Below are 15,744 nucleotides of genomic sequence, written 5' to 3'. Positions count from 1 at the left end.
GTTCAGCTCAGATAACGGACCTGTTTGGACTTGCCTTCCAGCACTTCTTCGCGGGCCTGAGCGATCTCGGACCGGTGTGAGACCTCCGGCACGCCGACCTCCCACCAGGCTCCGGCCTCGGTCCACGACGACGGGTGCGTGCGGATCACGACGACGGCAGGGCGTTTCTCGGCGACCGCGACCTCACGGGCCTTGCGGTAAGCGCCTTCCAGATCGGCCAGTGAGTCGACCGGGAAGACCGCGCAGCCCATCGCCGAGGCGTGCGCGGCGAAGTCGGTGCGCGGGGGTTCGGAGTGGCCGGTCGTGCAGTCGGCGTAGAAGTTGTTGAAGCCCGCGCCGCCCTGGCCCGTCTGCAGGCGGTGGATCACGGCATAGCCGTCGTTGTCGCAGACGACGGCCACGAAACCGTGGCCCGCGAAAGCCGCCGAGAAGAGCTCGGAGTTCAGCATCAGGTACGAGCCGTCGCCGAGCAGCGTGGTGACGACGCCCTGGGTGTGGGCGATCGCGGCACCCCAGGCCCCTGCCAGTTCGTAACCCATGCAGGAGAAGCCGTACTCGACGTCCATTGTGGACTCGCCGGTGGCGCGCCAGCCGCCGATCAGTTCGCCGGGGAGACCACCGGACGCCGTCATGACGTAGTCGGTGGGCTCGCTGACGTCGTTCACGACGCCGACCACCTGGGCGTACGTCGGGAGAGCGGTGGACGGCGTGCGCAGCGAGGTGATGTGGGCGTCCCACTTCGCGCGTTCGGTCTGGGCGCGGCCTGCCCAGTCCGCCGGGGCCTGCCAGGAGCCCAGGACGTCGGTGAGTTCGCGCAGACCCTCGTCGGCGTCGGCGACCAGGGCGAACGAGCCGTGCTTCACGGCGTCGAAGCGGGCCGCGTTCAGGGAGAGCAGGTGGGCGTCCGGGGAGAAGACGGTCCAGGACGCGGTGGTGAAGTCCTGCAGGCGGGTGCCCACGGCGATGACCAGGTCGGCCTCGCCCGCCAGGACGTTGGCCGAGGTCGAACCGGTGATGCCCAGCGGACCGGCGTGCAGCGGGTGCTCGTGCGGGATCAGCGTCCGGCCGGCGGTGGTCTCGACGACGGGGATGTTGTGCTGTTCGGCGAAGCGCAGAGCCCGGCCCGCCGCGCCCGAGTAGCGGACGCCGCCGCCCAGGACCAGCAGCGGACGGGAGGCTTTGCGGATCGCCGACGCCGCCTCGGCCAGCGCGAGCAGGTCGGGGCGTTGGCGCAGCGGGCGGTGCACGACGGGAGCGAACAGCGCGTCGGGGAAGTCGTAGGACTCGGCCTGGACGTCCTGCGGCAGCGCCAGGGTGACCGGGCCGCAGTCGGCCGGGTCGGTCAGGACGCGCGCCACCTGCGGCAACGTGGAGAGCAGCTGTTCGGGGCGGGTGATCCGGTCGAAGTAGCGGCTGACCGCGCGGAACGCGTCGTTGACCGTGGCGGTCGGGTCGTGGAAGTGCTCGACCTGCTGGAGAACGGGATCCGGGGCGCGGCCGGTGAAGGTGTCGCCGGGCAGCAGCAGGAGAGGCAGGCGGTTGGCGTGGGCAACGCCGGCCGCGGTGACCATGTTCAGGGCGCCGGGGCCGATCGACGACGTCGCGACGCCCACCTGGCGGCGGTGGGTGGCCTTGCCGATGCCGACGGCGGCGAGGGCCATGCCCTGCTCGTTGTGGCCGCGCCACACCGGGATGCGGTCGCGGACCTCCTCCAGGGCGTTGCCCAGGCCGAGGACGTTGCCGTGGCCGAAGATCGCGAACACGCCGGGGAACAGCGGTGCCTGCGTGCCGTCGAAGAGTTCGGTGCGCTGGGCCAGCATCCAGCGGACCAGTGCCTGCGCGGTCGTGAGCTTCACTTGACCCGCCCCTCGGCAGTCGTTACGGGACAACGGGAATCGAGCTCCTGGGTCGCCCAGCTGTCCCGGATCCAGGTGTGCGCCGGGTCGTCGCAGAACGCCATCGAACGCTCGTCGCCAGGACCGGCCAGAACGTTCAGGTAGTACATGGGATATCCGGGCGCCGCGACGCACGGACCGTGGTAGCCGCGCGGGATCAGGAAGACGTCGCCGTCCCGCACCGTCACGTCCTCGTCGATCGTGCCGTCGTCGGTGTACGTGCGGTGGAAGCCGAAGCCGGTGCGGGACGGGGTGACCTGGTCCCGGTCGGCGATGCGGAAGTAGTAGATCTCCTCGTTGTTCACCTCGCACGGCTCGGACTCGTCGTGCTTGTGCGGCGGGTACGAGGACCAGTTGCCGTCCGGGGTGATCAGCTCGCACGCGTTGAGCTTGTCCGCGTGGTCCCACACGCCCGGCACGCCGAAGTTCGTGACCTGACGGGTGGCGTTGCCGGAGCCGCGCACCTCGACGGGAACGCCGTCGGCCGGGCCGTACTTCGGCGTCAGTCGGTTCTCGCAGCGCGCCATCGGTAGTGCGATCTCGCAGCCGTCCACAGAGGACAGTTTGACCGAGGCGTCGCGCGGCACGTACGCGAAGTCCGTGACGCGGGTGAAGACCGAGTCACGGCCCTGCAGCTCGTAGCGCTCGTCGTCGACCTCGACCGTCAGCGACCCGGCGAGCGGCAGCACGAACGCCTCGAACTCGCCGGTCTCGATCGTGCGCACCCAGCCGGCCTCGATCCGCAGCACGCGCAGACCGGTGTACGTCCAGCCCGCGTCCTCCGGCGTCAGGTGGATGACGTCGGTCGAGGTCGAGAGAGTCCCGTGTGGACGGTGCAGGGTCATTCCGTGATCCCCTTCGCGGTACGGAGGATTTCGGCGGCGGCGGCCACGGCGGCGGCGACATCGCCGTCCGGCGGGTAGAGCAACGCCCGGCCGACGACCAGGCCGCGCACGGTCGGGTGGCCCAGCGATCGGCCCCACGACGCGAGGTCGTCCTGGGGGTTCGCGGACGGCACACCGCCGAGCACCAGCGCGGGCAACGCGGTGGTGTCCAGCACGATCTCCGGTTCCTCCGGCGCGGGCAGCTTCAACCAGGTGTAGGCGGAGGTCGCGCCCAGTCCCGCAGCGACGGCGGAAGCACGAGAGAGCGCTGCGGAGTCCTTCTGCAGCACCAGTTTGTCGTTGTGATCACGCTTGTACGGCAGCGGTTCGACCATGGCCATCAGGCCGTGCTCGGCGAGTTCGGTGACGGCCCGCGCGCAGCCTTCCAGCGTCGGGATCGTGCCGGGGTCCGAGTCGACCAGGCGCAGCAGCATCTTGCCGCCGTCGAGCCCGAACGTCGCGATGGACGACGCGTCGTACGCGGTGAACCTGTCGTCGATCTCCCAGTCCGCGCCGGCGAGGCCACCGCGGTTCATCGAACCGATGACCACGCGGTCGTTCAGGCCGTCCAGCAGAAGGAGATCCTCGATCACGTCCGGCGTGCCGAGCACACCGTCGACCTCGGGATTCGCCAGCGCTGTCAGCAACCGGGCCAGCAACGAGCGCCGGTCGGCCATCGCCAGCGGGTCGCCGCCGACGCCGAGAGCACCGCGCGCCGGGTGGTCCGCCGCGACCAGGAACAGCGTGGACTTGCCGTTCAGCAACGAGTTGCGCCGCTTGCGCGCCTGGTAGGCCCGCCTGATCGAGCCGGGATCCTCGGCCCGCCGCCACAGCAGTTCGCGCCACTGGCCATCGGTGATCACAGCAGTTCCTCGATCTCTTTCTGGTCGGGCATCGCGTCGGCGCAGGCCAGCCGGGAGGCGACGATCGCGCCGGCCGCGTTGGCGTAGCGGGCGATCTTCACCGGGTCCCAGCCCGACAGCAGGCCGTGCACCACCGAGCCGCCGAACGCGTCACCAGCGCCGAGCCCGCAGACGACCTCGACCGGGTTCGGCTCGACCGTCCAGCGACCTTCTGGCGTGGCCACGAGAACGCCCTCGGCACCCTTCTTGACCAGCGCCAACGAGATTCCGCGCGCCAGCAGCCGGTCAGCCGCGAGATCGGGATCGGACGTGCCGACCGCGATCTCGCACTCGGTCCGGTTGCCCACGGCGACGGTCACGTGGTCGAGCATCCAGCTGATCTCGGCGCGCGCGGTCTCGACGTCCGGCCAGAACATCGGCCGGTAGTCCAGGTCCAGCACGGTGTGCCCGCTGCGAGCCCGGTTCGCCAGCATCATCCGCTGCGACGTGCGAGCAGGCTCGGCGGAAACCCCGGTGCCGGTGACCCACAGCAGCGGGACTTCGCGCGTGAGCGACCACGGCACGTCGTCCTCGCCGATGGTCAGGTCCGGCGCGATCGGCAGCCGGTAGAACAGCAGCGGCGGGTCCGCGGGCGGGTTGAGCTCGCAGAACACCACCGGTGTCAGCAGGTCCGGCGAGGTGCCGACGTACTTCGACGACACCCCGAACCCTTCCAGCGCCTCGCGAACGTAGGTGCCGAAGCCGTCCGGGCCGACCTTGGTGAGCACACCGGCACGACGGCCGAGCCGCGCGGCGGCGACCGCGACGTTGGTCGCGGTCCCGCCGAGCGACTTGGCGAAGGTGCTGACCTGGGCCAGCGGCACCCCGGACTGCTCCGGGTACAGATCCACCCCGACCCGGCCCACGGTCAGCACTTCGAGCGACGTCACGCCTCGACACCCCGCAGCTCGTGCTCCAGCGCTTCGAGTTCGGCACCGCCGGCCATCTGCCGCGTCAGCTCGTTGATGTCGATCTCGTCCTTCTCGTAGCTGCCCAACGCGCGACCGCGCTTGAGCAGCAGGAACCGGTTGGCGACCGGGTAGGCGTGGTGCGGGTTGTGGGTGATCAGCACGACGCCGAGGCCACGATCACGTGCCTGGGCCACGTACTTGAGCACCACACCGGCCTGCTTGACGCCCAACGCGGCCGTCGGCTCGTCCAGGATCAGCACCTTGGCACCGAAGTGCACCGCGCGGGCGATGGCGACGCACTGCCGTTCACCACCGGACAGCGTGCCGACCGGCTGTTCGACGTCCCGAAGGTCGATGCCCATGTCGGACAACGCCTTCTTGGTGATCTCCTTGCCCTTCTTGCGGTCCAGGAAACCGAACTTCGTCGTCGGCTCCGAGCCCAGGAAGAAGTTGCGCCACACCGACATCAGCGGCACCACCGCGAGGTCCTGGTACACGGTCGCGATGCCGTGGTCCAGCGCCTCGCGGGGCGACGAGAAGCGGATCTCCTCGCCCTCGACCTTGAACGAGCCCTGGTCGTGCTGATGGACACCGGCCAGGATCTTGATCAGGGTCGACTTGCCGGCGCCGTTGTCGCCGAGCACGCAGGTGACCTCACCCGCGTTGACCACAGTGGACACATCGCTGAGCGCGATGACGCTGCCGTAGGTCTTGCCGATGTTCTCGGTCTCGATGAGTGGCGTCATCGCCTGACCCTTTCCGCTCGGCGGCGCAGCATGTTGTTCACCAGCACGGCGGCCAGCAGCATCACGCCGAGGAACAGCTGGAACCAGTCGCTGTTCCAGCCGGCGTAGACGATGCCCTGCCGGGCCATGCCGAAGATCAGCGCGCCGATCGCCGCACCCACCGCGGAACCGAAGCCACCGGTGAGCAGGCACCCGCCGATCACCGCCGCGATGATGTACTGGAACTCCAGGCCGATGCCCTGGTTCGCCTGCACGCTCGCGTACCGCAGGATGTTGATCGAACCCACGAGCCACGCGGCGAACGCCGTCGTCATGAACAGCAGGATCTTCGACCGCATGACCGGCACGCCGACCGCGCGCGAACTCTGCGCGGCACCGCCGATCGCGAAGATCCAGTTGCCGAACTTGGTGCGCATCAACACGGTCGACGCGACGACCGTGAACAGGACCCACCAGATGATCGACACGTAGAAGCTCACGCCGGCGATCTGGAACGTCGAGGCGAACAGGAACCCGGCCGACTCGTAGCCGGCCGTCTCCCGCATGCCCGACACCTGCACGCTGCCCGTCACCAGACGCGTGATGCCGAGGTTGAGGCCCTGCAACGCCAGGAAACTGCCCAGCGTCACGATGAAGCTCGGCAGGCCCGTGCGCATCACGAGCCAGCCGTTCAGCGCGCCCACCACCAGTGCGAAGGCGAGCGACACCAGTAGCGACAGCCAGACGTTGAGTCCCAGCTGGGTGGCGAGGAGAGCCGTGACGAGCGCGGTGGACGCGGTCATGACGCCGGCGGACAGGTCGAACTCGCCACCGATCATCAGCATCGCCACCGCGACCGCCATGATGCCGAGCATGGAGGCGTCGTCCAGCCAGGTGGCCGCACCACCCACGCTCAGGAACTGCTCGGTGACCACGGAGAAGAACAGGAACACGAGCAGTGCGCCGAGCATGGCGCCGATCTCCGGGCGTTTGATCAGCTGATCCATCGCCCTGGGTTTGCTCAGCCGTTCGTCTGCAGCCGGTGGAGCTGTGGCCGTCACGGTCATCTCCCCGCCTCCTCCTTACCTCTTGCCGTTCTTGGCGTACTCCGCGACCTTGTCCACATTGGACTTGTCGACGAAGCCGGGACCGGTGAGGACGGGCTTGCCGCCACCGAGGGTGTTGGCGTTGTCCTTGAACAGCTTCAGCATCACGATCGGCAGGTAGCCCTGCTGGTACTGCTGCTGGTCGACGGCGAACAGCACCTCGCCGGCCTTGATCGAGGTGACCACGTCGGCGTTCAGGTCGAACGTCGCGACCTGCGCCTTCGAGCCCGCGCCCTTGATCGCGGAGGCCGCGTTCACGGCGACCTGCGGGTTGAGCGCCAGCACGCCGTCGACCGCGGTGTCGGACTGGAGCTTGGCCTTGATGCGGGCCTCGATGTCGGTCGGGTTGGAGATGTCGACCTGGAGGTTCTCCACCGGGCCGCCGAAGCCGGTGCGGGCACCGTCGCAGCGCTGGTTGAGGCCCGTGTTGCCGGCCTCGTGGATCACGCAGAGCAGCTTGGTCTTGCCGGCGGCCTTGAGCTTCTTGCCGGCTTCCTCACCGGCGATCGACTCCTCCTGGCCGACGTGCGCCATGGCACCGAACTCCGCGCTCTTCGCGCTGCCGGAGTTGATCGTGATGACCGGGATGCCGGCCTTCACCGCGTTCTCGATCGACGTCTTGAGCGCGTCCGGGTTCGCCATCGACACCACGATGCCGCCGACCTTCTGCGACACGGCGTTGTCGATCAGCTTGGCCTGGGCGCCGGGGTCGCCGTCGGAGTTGTAGGTGACGCCGACGCCGAGCTGCTTGCCCGCGTCCTCGGCGCCGACCTTCACGACGCTCCAGAACGCGTCACCCGCGGTGCCGTGCGTGATGACGGCGACCTTGAGATCACCCGTTGCCGGCGTGCTGTTGTTCTGCGTGGTCTGGGAGTTCGTTCCCGTGGGGCCGCTGCACGCGGCCAGTAGAGCAACACCGGCGAGGGCGACGCCCGCACGGATGACCAGACGAGACTTCATCGTCTCCAGTCCCTTCAGAGGATCTTGCTGAGGTGCGCGAGGCTGCGCCCGGTGTCCTTCAGTGGCTTGTCCACTGGACTTCCGTCCTTGAGCTGGGTGTCCTGCTCAAGCACGAACCAACCGGTGTAGCCCGCCTCTTGAACGAGCTTCACCAGCGCTTCCACGTCCACGTCGCCGTCCCCGAGCGGCACGTAGATGCCCTGTTCCACGGCATCGGTGTAACTGAGTTCGCCGCTGCGCACCTTCGCCGCGATCTCGTCACGCACGTCCTTGAGGTGCACGTGACCGATCCGGTCCGGGTAGCGGCGCGCCAGCTCGACCGGGTCCGTGCCACCGATGAGGAGGTGGCCGGTGTCCAGGCAGAGCTGGAGATCGGAGTCCGCGAGGAACCTGTCGACCTCCGCCTCCCGCTCGACGTGGGTGCCCACGTGCGGGTGCAGCACGGTTTTGAGGCCGTGCGCGGCGGCGATCTCACGGATCTTCGCGCAGGTGGCGACGAGGGTGTTCCACTCGTCGTCGGTGAGCTTCGGCGTCTCGTCGTAGCCGTCCAGCCCGGTCGCGGCGGCGAGCACGAGCACCTCGGCGCCACCGGCCTTCAGGATCGCGGCCACCCGGTCTGCTTCGTCCAGAGTGGACTGGACGTTCGTGTGCAGGGTGACCGCGAGGAAGCCACCGACCAGGGTGAGGTCGTGGCTGCTCAGGAGGGTTTTCAACGCTTCGGGGTCGGCCGGCAGGTAGTCGGGCGGGCCGAGTTCGGTGGCGGTGAGGCCCAGGGAGTGCATCTCGGCGAGGACCGTGTCGGACGGGAGCACGTTGCCCCAGCCCGGCACCTCGCACACACCCCAGGAGATCGGTGCCCCAGCGATCTTCGCCATGCCTAGTTCCCCTCGATCCTCACCGGTGCGCCGCTGCGGCGCGACTGCTCACAAGCTTCAGCCAGGCGGAGGCTGATCAAACTCTCTCGCGCCGGCGACGGGTTCGCGACCTCGCCCTTGATGACCTGCGTGAACAGGTTCATCTCGTTGACGTACGCGCGGTGGAAACGCTCCGGGAAGCCGGGGTAGGCGTCCGGTCCGGCCACGTGACCGCCAGGCTCCAGCGAGTTCAGCGGGGTGCGCGCGTCGACGCCCGCGACCAGGGAGTCCTTGCTGCCCAGCACCTCGATGCGGTGGTCGTAGCCGACCGGGTCGTGCCGTCCGCCGGCCAGCGTGGCGTGCGCGCCGCCCTCGAACTTCAGCATCACGACCGCGTTGTCCACGTCGTCGGCGTCCGCGAACGCCTGGTGCACCAGGACCGAGCCGCTCGCGTAGACCTCGACGACCGGCTGCCCGACCAGCCACGGCACGCAGTCCAGGTCGTGGATCAGCAGGTCGCGGAAGATGCCCCCGGAGGCGGGCAGGTAGGAGAAGTCCGGCGGGTTCGCGTCGTTGCCTACGGCCCTGACCAGGTAGATGTCGCCGACCTCACCCGCGCGGATGCGGCGGTTGAGCTCGTAGATGGCCGGGTCGAACCGGCGCTGGAAGCCGACGAGCACCTCGACGCCGGACTTCTCGACGTCCGCGATCAGCGCGGCCATCTCGGCGACGTCGCTCGCGATCGGCTTCTCGCACAGCGTGGGAACGCCCTTCGCGATGGCCGCGCGGAGCATCTCGGGGTGGGTGTTCGTCGGGGTGGCGAGCAGTACGCCGTCGACGTTGCCCAGGAGCGTGTCGAGGTCGTCGACCGCCTTGGTCCCGGCGAGCTCGGCCGACGCCTGCGCTGCCCTGCCGGGCACCGGGTCGAAGAGAAGCACCTCGTCGACTCGATCCAGTGCGGCGAGGTTGGTCGCATGCATGGTGCCGATCCTGCCGACACCTGCTACTCCGATCCGCATCGCAGGTTTCCCCTGTTCATCGACGTGATGTGTTAGAGCGCTCTATTGGTTGGAGCGCTCTAATGCTGTAGCTTCCGTCACACGGGTGTCAAGGGTGGGTTTCCAGTCCGTGACGTGAGGGGAGGTGGTTCCAGGTGGTCAGGCCGACGATGGAAGACGTCGCTCTGCGGGCGGGCGTGTCCCGCGCACTGGTGTCACTGGTGATGCGCGGTTCACCCAAGGTGAGCGAGCTGCGACGCACCGCTGTTCTGAAGGCCGCCGAGGAACTGGGGTACTCCCCGCACGCCATGGCGCGGTCACTGGCCTCACGCACGTCGACAGTTCTCGGCGTGATGGTGTCCGACCTGCACAACGCGTTCTTCGCGGAGGTCGTCGACGGCATCGACGAGGTCGCGCGCGAGCAGGGCTTCGACATCATCATCAACACCGGTGGCCGCTCACCCGCTCGTGAGCGCCGCGCACTGGAGTCACTGCTGTCCTTCCGCCCCGCCGGACTGATCCTGCTGTCGCCGGTCGTGCCGGCGACAGCCATCGGCAAGGCCGCCGAACAACTTCCTGTCGTCCTGGTCGCCCGGTCTTCTCGTGTGTCCACTGTGGATACCGTGAACGACGACGGCGAGCAGGGCGCGCGATTGGCCGTCGAGCACCTGGTGTCCTTGGGCCACAAGCGCATTGCGCATTTAGACGGCGGTGAGGGGACACAGGCCGGACCTCGCCGGCGCGGGTACGTCGCCGCCATGGAAGCCCACGGGCTCGTGCCTCAGGTCGTGTCGTCCGAGTACACCGATGCGGCTGGGGCGCGCGCGATCCGTTCGTTGATCGCCGATGACGCCCTGCCCACAGCCATCTTGTCCTGCAACGACTTCAACGCCGTCGGCGCGATCTCCGCGTTGGAGGACGCCGGGCTGCGCGTGCCTCAGGACGTGTCCGTCGTGGGGTACGACAACACTTCGCTGGCCGCGTTGCGCCACGTGTCGCTGACCACGATCGACCAGCCCCGTGCCGAGTTCGGCCGGTTGGCCGCTGACGCGCTTCTGCAGCGTGTTCGTGAAGAACGCACCGAACCCGTGCGCCATCTCCTCAATCCCTCGCTCGTAGTCCGCGGCACGACAGCTCCCCCTGCGACTTCGCGCCGGACGGCCGACTTCAAGGCGAAGTCGCCGGAGCGGCAAAGCCGCGACCAATAGACACGGAGGCACGCGTTGAGCACCATCCCCCACTGGATCGACGGCGCCCGCACCACGGGGGTGTCGTCTCGCAAGTCCGACGTCTTCAACCCGGCGACGGGCTCCGTTGCCACGCAGGTCGTGCTGGCCGAGCAGGCCGACGTCGACCTCGCTGTCGCTTCTTCGCTGAAGGCAGCGCAGTCCTGGTCGGAGTCGTCGTTGTCGACGCGGTCGCGCATCCTCTTCGAGTACCGCCACCTGCTGCACACGCACCGCGACGAGCTCGCCGCGATCATCACGTCCGAGCACGGCAAGGTGCTGTCCGACGCGGCCGGGGAGGTGCAGCGCGGCCTTGAGGTCGTCGAGTTCGCGTGCGGCATCCCGCAACTGCTCAAGGGCGAACACTCCGAGCAGGTCTCGCGTGGGGTCGACGCGTACTCGTTCCGGCAGCCGCTGGGTGTCGTCGCGGGCATCACGCCTTTCAACTTCCCCGTGATGGTGCCGATGTGGATGTTCCCCATCGCCATCGCGACCGGGAACACGTTCATCCTCAAGCCTTCCGAGCGCGACCCGTCGGCTTCTTTGAGGCTGGCCGAGCTGTTCAAGGAGGCTGGGCTACCCGACGGCGTGCTGAACGTCCTGCAGGGCGACGCCTTCGCGGTCAACGCGCTGCTCGACCACCCGGACGTCGCCGCCGCGTCGTTCGTCGGCTCGACCCCGATCGCGCGGCACGTCTACTCCCGCGGCACCGCGGCCGGCAAGCGCGTGCAGGCCCTGGGCGGCGCCAAGAACCACATGGTCGTGCTGCCCGACGCCGACCTCGACGTGGCCGCCGACGCCGCTGTTTCCGCCGGTTACGGCTCTGCCGGCGAGCGTTGCATGGCGATCTCGGTGGTCGTGGCGGTGGGCGAGACGGGCGACGAGCTGGTGTCGAAGATCGCCTCGCGGACCCGTGACCTGCACCCGTCGGTGCTGCCGGGCACCGATCCCGCCGCTCAGATGGGGCCGCTGGTCACCGGCGTCCACCGGGACCGCGTCCGGTCCTATGTGGACGCGGGCGAGGCGGCCGGCGCGTCGCTGGTCGTGGACGGCCGCGGCTATGCGCCTGAGGGACATTCGGATGGTTTCTGGCTCGCGCCGACGTTGTTCGACCACGTCACCCGTGACATGACCATCTACACCGACGAGATCTTCGGCCCGGTGCTCACGGTCGTGCGCACCGACACGTTCGAGGACGCCCTGGAACTGGTGAACGCCAACCAGTACGGAAACGGCACCGCCATCTACACCGGTGACGGCCTCGCCGCCCGCGAGTACCAGCGGCGCGTGCACGTCGGCATGGTCGGCATCAACGTGCCGATCCCCGTGCCGATGGCCTACTACTCGTTCGGTGGCTGGAAGGACTCGCTGTTCGGCGACACGCACGTGCACGGCGCTGAGGGCGTGAAGTTCTACACGCGCGCCAAGGCGGTCACGGCTCGGTGGCCGCAGCAGCACGGTGTGAACCTCGGCTTCCCCACTCACGGCTGAAAGACCTCGGCCGAAATCGGGGAGATCTCCTCCCGTCGCGCCACCTACCCGGTGAACCGCAACGGAAAGGGGTCTCCCCATGATCAACCGACGACAGGCCATCGGTGCGGCGGCCACGCTCGCCGTGGCCACCGCCGCCACCCAGCTCGCCACACCGGGTACCGCTCTCGCGGCGCAGGCGGGCTGGACCGCCTGCGCCAAGTGCCAGTCGCTGTGGTGGCCGAACACGCCGTACGTGATCCCGTGTCCGGCCGGTGGCCACCACACGAAGGACGGCAGCTTCGTCTACCGGGTGAAGGTGCAGTCCGACGGCGGCTCCGGACAGAACGACTGGCGGTCGTGCGCGACCTGCCAGTGCCTGTGGTGGTCCGGCGCCACGGCGGGGCGCTGCGCCGGCGACCTCAACGGACACCGGATCTCCAGCTACGCCATCGGCAAGTCCTGGTACTACCTGGTGGACTTCGAGCCGCAGTTCCCGAGCGAGCGGCACCAGCGCGGCTGGCGTTCGTGCGCGAACTGCAGCGTGCTCTTCTTCACCCCCACCGGCGGCCCCAACGGCCGGTGCGCGGCCGGCGGCCGGCACGACACGGCCCAGTCGTGGTCCTACCTGCTGAGGTACTGAGGAAACGAAGCGGCCGCGGGCACCACGCCCGCGGCCTCTTCCGTTCGACCGTCAGGGTCTGCGCACGTAGGCCACCCCGAAGTCCGAGTCCGCCGGAAGTCCCGCCTGGTCGAAGCAGTGCACGTTCAGCCAGACGTTGCGAGCGGGCGCGCTGTACGAGTTCAACCCGACCGCCGTGCACGTCCGCGCCGACCCGAGCGTCGTCACCTGCACGGCGTCCGCCGGCCAGACGACAGGATTGCCGAGCGTCCGGTACTTCACCTGGTACCGCCCTGCCGAGGTGCGGACGATCTCGGGCACCTCGCCGAACGAGCGGACGACCTGCCCGGCACCGGTGGCCGTCAGGTACGCGGCGGGCGCGGAGGTGTCCTGGTGCAGGCCGGTGCCCTGGACGTGGCCGAGCCGCCAGCGGGTGTCGCGGTCGCAGATCACCCGGAACCGGACCTGCTCACCGGTCGCGACACCACCGTCGTGACCGCATCGCGCCGGGCCGTCGCCGAGCGGGGTCACCTTCGCGAAACCCGCCTCCGCTCCCGGAACCGTCACCTCGTACGTGCCGGTGCCGGTCCTCGTCGCCTGGTCCGACGTCACCGAACCCGACTTCGGCACGCCGAGGAACAGGTGGAACGGCACGTCCTTCGGCAGCGCGGTGACGCCGTAGCAGTTGACGCCGACCAGGCCGTCGATCCCGTCGACGCGGTGGTCGCGCACGACGCAGCCGTCGGCGTTGGGCGAGTACGCGGTGACGTGCGGAACCGCCTGGGAGGAGCCAATTCCCGGCATCCGCACCAGGTAGCGGCCGATGCCCTCCCTGGTCACGGTGACCTTGCGCGACCACCACGAGTCGTTGTCGCCGAGCCTGCCCGCCCACGTGGACCACTGCCAGTACGGATGCATCTGCGTCGGCACGCCGACTGGCGTGGACGGCCACTGCACCTGCACGTAGCCCCATTGGTCGCCGGGGCCGTGCACGCCGGGATCCTTGGGCCGCAACGGTCCCACCTGTTCGCCGGGAGCGAGCGGAGGACGCAGCACCGCCACGCCGAACGGCAGATCGGCGACCGTCCCGGCATCGTTCACGCACTGCACGGTCACCCACACGTCGTTGATCGGCGCGGGAAAGGACGACCAGTTCATGGCGTGGCAGTAGCCGGTCTCGGTGGCGCCGGCCTGCACCGTGCCACCCTGCATCCCGACGCCCTTCATCAGCACGACGTACTGGCCGGGACCCCAGCGCTGCAACGTCATCGCGCCGCCCGTGCTGTTGTACGACCTGGCCGGGTCGATGCGCAGATCCGTGGAGGTGCCGGCGGTCTGGGCGTACGCGCCGACCGAGCCGGCCAGCGGCCCGTTCTCCGCGTACGTCAGGGCGAACCGGCTCTCCCCCGTGCAGTGCACGCCGATCGTCACGCCGGTCGCGGTGGCCCTGACGCCGCCCGGCTGACAGCGGACGTGCTCAGGGGAGTACGGGGTGATCTGCGCGTAGCCGTTGCCCCGCAACGGTCCTGCGACGTCGGCCTCGTAGCGGCCCGGCCCCAGCACGCGGACCTGGTCGCCGGGCCGGACGACGGACCGGCCGTCCGGTTCGGCGAGCAGGACCGTGAAGCGCAGGTCCTGTGCGGCAGCGCGTTCGTGGCACGCCACCAGCACCACCTGGTCCGCGCCCTCGGAACGGTTGTCCCGGACGACGCAGCCGACCGGGTTCGGCAGCTGGTAGTACGCGACCGTGACGTGCGCGAGCGCGGACGGCGAGGCCGCTCCGGGCATGCGCACCCGGTACACGCCTGTGCTCTCGCGGACCACGGTGACGGAGCTCGTCGTGCCCCACTGCCACGCGGGCTGGACGGCGGTCTCCTGACCGATCGGCGCGGTGTTCTGGTCGATCCGCGCGAACGCCCACTTGGCGGGCGGAGGCGGAGGTGGCGGAGGAGGAGGAGGAGGAGGAGGCGGCGAGGCCGCGGAAGTCGTGGTGGAACCGGGGTTCGGCTCCGCCTCGGTCGTGCGCGTGGACGTCGGCGTCTTCGCCACCGCGGTGGTGACGGCGACGAGTGGCGCGCCCGGCGGAGCGGTCGTGGCAGGCGCGGCCGGCCCGCTCGTCCTCGAAGTCAGGACGGCTGGACCGGTGGTGGAAGTCGTTGTGCGGGAGGAGGTTCCGGTCGGCGCGGGCAGGGCGATCTCGTCACGCGGGGTGTCGTCGCTCGCCGCGAGCAGCGCGATCACCGCCGCCGCCACCAGTCCGACGCCGCCGGCCACCACCCTGGCCACGACGGGGTTCTCCTGCGCCAGCCGCACGACCGTGTCCACGCCGGGCACGGCCGCGACGCGAGTCGTGATGGTGCCGAGCACGCTCGTCCGTCCCACCGCGAAATCGCTGCCACGGCTGAAGAAGGCGACGAGCGTGCGCTTGTTCTCCTCGTCGTCGACCAGTCCCACCAGGCCGGGACCGAGCGCCCAGCGGCTGAAGTCACGAGCTTCCTTCAGATGCGTCTCGCAGGCCGTGCACCCCGTCGCGTGCTTGATCACGGCGGCGGACGTCTTCGGGTCGAACGTGCCGGTGGCCAGCGCGTCCAGTGCGGTGCAGTGCCTGCGGCCTACGCGGGTCAGCACGTAGGAGGCGATGGCTTCGTAGGTGGCCTCGCGAGCACGTTTCAACTGCCGGTCGGCCTGGCTCCTCGGGATGTCCAGCGCGGTGGCCAGCTCACCACCGACCACCAGGTGGTCCCGTTGCAACGTGAGCCGCACGTGCGCGGTCATCACGTCGCGCAGCGCGGGTTTCAGGCCGTCGAGCGCCGCCGTCAGCACGGTCAGCAGCTCGGTGCGGCCCATCAGCTCGGCGATGTCCACGTCGTGCGCGAGGTCCGGCACGTCGCGGTCGTCGCGCCGGTCGAACTCCTCGTAGCGGTCCTTGAGCAGATTCCACGCGATACCGGTCAGCCACGCGTCGAGCACTTTCGGCTCGTGCCCCTGGCGAATCCCTTCCAGCGCACGGACGAGGACCTCGCTCACGAGGTCGTCGACGTCGTGGTGGTGCTGGCCGCGCAGGCGGTGGCGGAAGTACGGGCGCAGTTTGGCCTGGCACCGCACGAACAGCTCATGCCGGGCAGCGCCCTCGTCTGCCCGGAGCCGGTTGACCAGATCCTCGTCGGCCATCATCGACACCATCTCTCCCT

At 69.4% G+C, this 15,744-nt stretch carries 13 protein-coding genes; 3 read left to right on the top strand and 10 right to left on the bottom strand.

Going from position 1 to position 15,744, the window contains the following annotated elements; translation table 11 throughout:
- Window positions 1-2 precede the first annotated feature (2 nt).
- The 9 genes from iolD to BM417_RS19770 all read right to left on the bottom strand — a co-directional run bounded on the left by iolD (window position 3) and on the right by BM417_RS19770 (window position 9,256).
- Window positions 3-1,856, bottom strand: coding sequence for a 3D-(3,5/4)-trihydroxycyclohexane-1,2-dione acylhydrolase (decyclizing) (gene iolD, locus BM417_RS19810; protein WP_093595841.1), 1,854 nt, complete (start codon window positions 1,854-1,856; stop codon window positions 3-5).
- Window positions 1,853-2,740: a 5-deoxy-glucuronate isomerase gene (gene iolB, locus BM417_RS19805; RefSeq protein WP_093595838.1), complete on the bottom strand. Its 888-nt coding sequence runs from the start codon at window positions 2,738-2,740 to the stop codon at window positions 1,853-1,855. Before iolB ends, iolD begins: the two co-directional genes overlap by 4 nt.
- The gene (locus tag BM417_RS19800) at window positions 2,737-3,642 is read right to left on the bottom strand and encodes a Cgl0159 family (beta/alpha)8-fold protein (RefSeq protein WP_093595835.1); all 906 of its coding nucleotides are present in this window, start codon (window positions 3,640-3,642) and stop codon (window positions 2,737-2,739) included. Before BM417_RS19800 ends, iolB begins: the two co-directional genes overlap by 4 nt.
- Window positions 3,639-4,571: a 5-dehydro-2-deoxygluconokinase gene (iolC, locus tag BM417_RS19795; RefSeq protein ID WP_093595832.1), complete on the bottom strand. Its 933-nt coding sequence runs from the start codon at window positions 4,569-4,571 to the stop codon at window positions 3,639-3,641. Before iolC ends, BM417_RS19800 begins: the two co-directional genes overlap by 4 nt.
- Entirely contained in the window at window positions 4,568-5,338 is a 771-nt protein-coding gene (locus BM417_RS19790) for an ATP-binding cassette domain-containing protein (protein ID WP_093595830.1), read from the bottom strand. The genes iolC and BM417_RS19790 overlap by 4 nt, the downstream gene beginning before the upstream one ends.
- The gene (locus BM417_RS19785; RefSeq protein ID WP_245822010.1) at window positions 5,335-6,324 is read right to left on the bottom strand and encodes an ABC transporter permease; all 990 of its coding nucleotides are present in this window, start codon (window positions 6,322-6,324) and stop codon (window positions 5,335-5,337) included. Before BM417_RS19785 ends, BM417_RS19790 begins: the two co-directional genes overlap by 4 nt.
- A gap of 75 nt (window positions 6,325-6,399) precedes the next feature.
- Window positions 6,400-7,383, bottom strand: a complete 984-nt coding sequence (locus BM417_RS19780) for a sugar ABC transporter substrate-binding protein (protein WP_093595824.1) — start codon at window positions 7,381-7,383, stop codon at window positions 6,400-6,402.
- Between the two features lie 14 nt (window positions 7,384-7,397).
- Complete coding sequence (locus BM417_RS19775; protein ID WP_093595821.1) at window positions 7,398-8,258, bottom strand: TIM barrel protein; 861 nt, start codon at window positions 8,256-8,258, stop codon at window positions 7,398-7,400.
- 2 nt (window positions 8,259-8,260) lie between these two features.
- Window positions 8,261-9,256 carry a Gfo/Idh/MocA family protein gene (locus BM417_RS19770; RefSeq protein WP_093595818.1) on the bottom strand — a complete coding sequence of 332 codons (996 nt, stop codon included), beginning with the start codon at window positions 9,254-9,256 and terminating at the stop codon, window positions 8,261-8,263.
- A gap of 134 nt (window positions 9,257-9,390) precedes the next feature.
- Between BM417_RS19770 and BM417_RS19765 the strand changes: the two genes are divergently transcribed.
- The 3 genes from BM417_RS19765 (at window position 9,391) to BM417_RS19755 (ending at window position 12,574) form a co-directional block, all read left to right on the top strand.
- On the top strand, window positions 9,391-10,443 hold the full coding sequence (locus BM417_RS19765; protein WP_093595816.1) for a LacI family DNA-binding transcriptional regulator: 1,053 nt from the start codon (window positions 9,391-9,393) through the stop codon (window positions 10,441-10,443).
- A 15-nt stretch (window positions 10,444-10,458) separates the two neighbouring features.
- Complete coding sequence (locus BM417_RS19760; protein WP_093595813.1) at window positions 10,459-11,952, top strand: CoA-acylating methylmalonate-semialdehyde dehydrogenase; 1,494 nt, start codon at window positions 10,459-10,461, stop codon at window positions 11,950-11,952.
- 79 nt (window positions 11,953-12,031) lie between these two features.
- Window positions 12,032-12,574 carry a hypothetical protein gene (locus BM417_RS19755; protein WP_093595810.1) on the top strand — a complete coding sequence of 181 codons (543 nt, stop codon included), beginning with the start codon at window positions 12,032-12,034 and terminating at the stop codon, window positions 12,572-12,574.
- Between the two features lie 51 nt (window positions 12,575-12,625).
- On the opposite strand, the gene BM417_RS19750 is transcribed toward BM417_RS19755, so the two are convergent.
- A complete protein-coding gene (locus BM417_RS19750; RefSeq protein ID WP_218164507.1) occupies window positions 12,626-15,727 on the bottom strand; it encodes an RNA polymerase sigma factor in 3,102 nt (1,033 codons plus the stop codon).
- Window positions 15,728-15,744: the final 17 nt, after the last annotated feature.

The organism is Lentzea waywayandensis, assembly GCF_900115955.1.
GTDB lineage: Bacteria > Actinomycetota > Actinomycetes > Mycobacteriales > Pseudonocardiaceae > Lentzea > Lentzea waywayandensis.
This window is presented reverse-complemented; position numbering and strand designations above follow the sequence as displayed.

Bases quoted from the DNA above. Each gene is read 5' to 3' on its own strand.
- BM417_RS19755 (WP_093595810.1), top strand. From the start codon at position 12,032: ATGATCAACCGACGACAGGCCATCGGTGCGGCGGCCACGCTCGCCGTG.
- BM417_RS19750 (WP_218164507.1), bottom strand. From the start codon at position 15,727: ATGATGGCCGACGAGGATCTGGTCAACCGGCTCCGGGCAGACGAGGGC.
- BM417_RS19790 (WP_093595830.1), bottom strand. From the start codon at position 5,338: ATGACGCCACTCATCGAGACCGAGAACATCGGCAAGACCTACGGCAGC.
- BM417_RS19775 (WP_093595821.1), bottom strand. From the start codon at position 8,258: ATGGCGAAGATCGCTGGGGCACCGATCTCCTGGGGTGTGTGCGAGGTG.
- BM417_RS19785 (WP_245822010.1), bottom strand. From the start codon at position 6,324: ATGGATCAGCTGATCAAACGCCCGGAGATCGGCGCCATGCTCGGCGCA.
- BM417_RS19780 (WP_093595824.1), bottom strand. From the start codon at position 7,383: ATGAAGTCTCGTCTGGTCATCCGTGCGGGCGTCGCCCTCGCCGGTGTT.
- BM417_RS19770 (WP_093595818.1), bottom strand. From the start codon at position 9,256: ATGCGGATCGGAGTAGCAGGTGTCGGCAGGATCGGCACCATGCATGCG.
- iolB (WP_093595838.1), bottom strand. From the start codon at position 2,740: ATGACCCTGCACCGTCCACACGGGACTCTCTCGACCTCGACCGACGTC.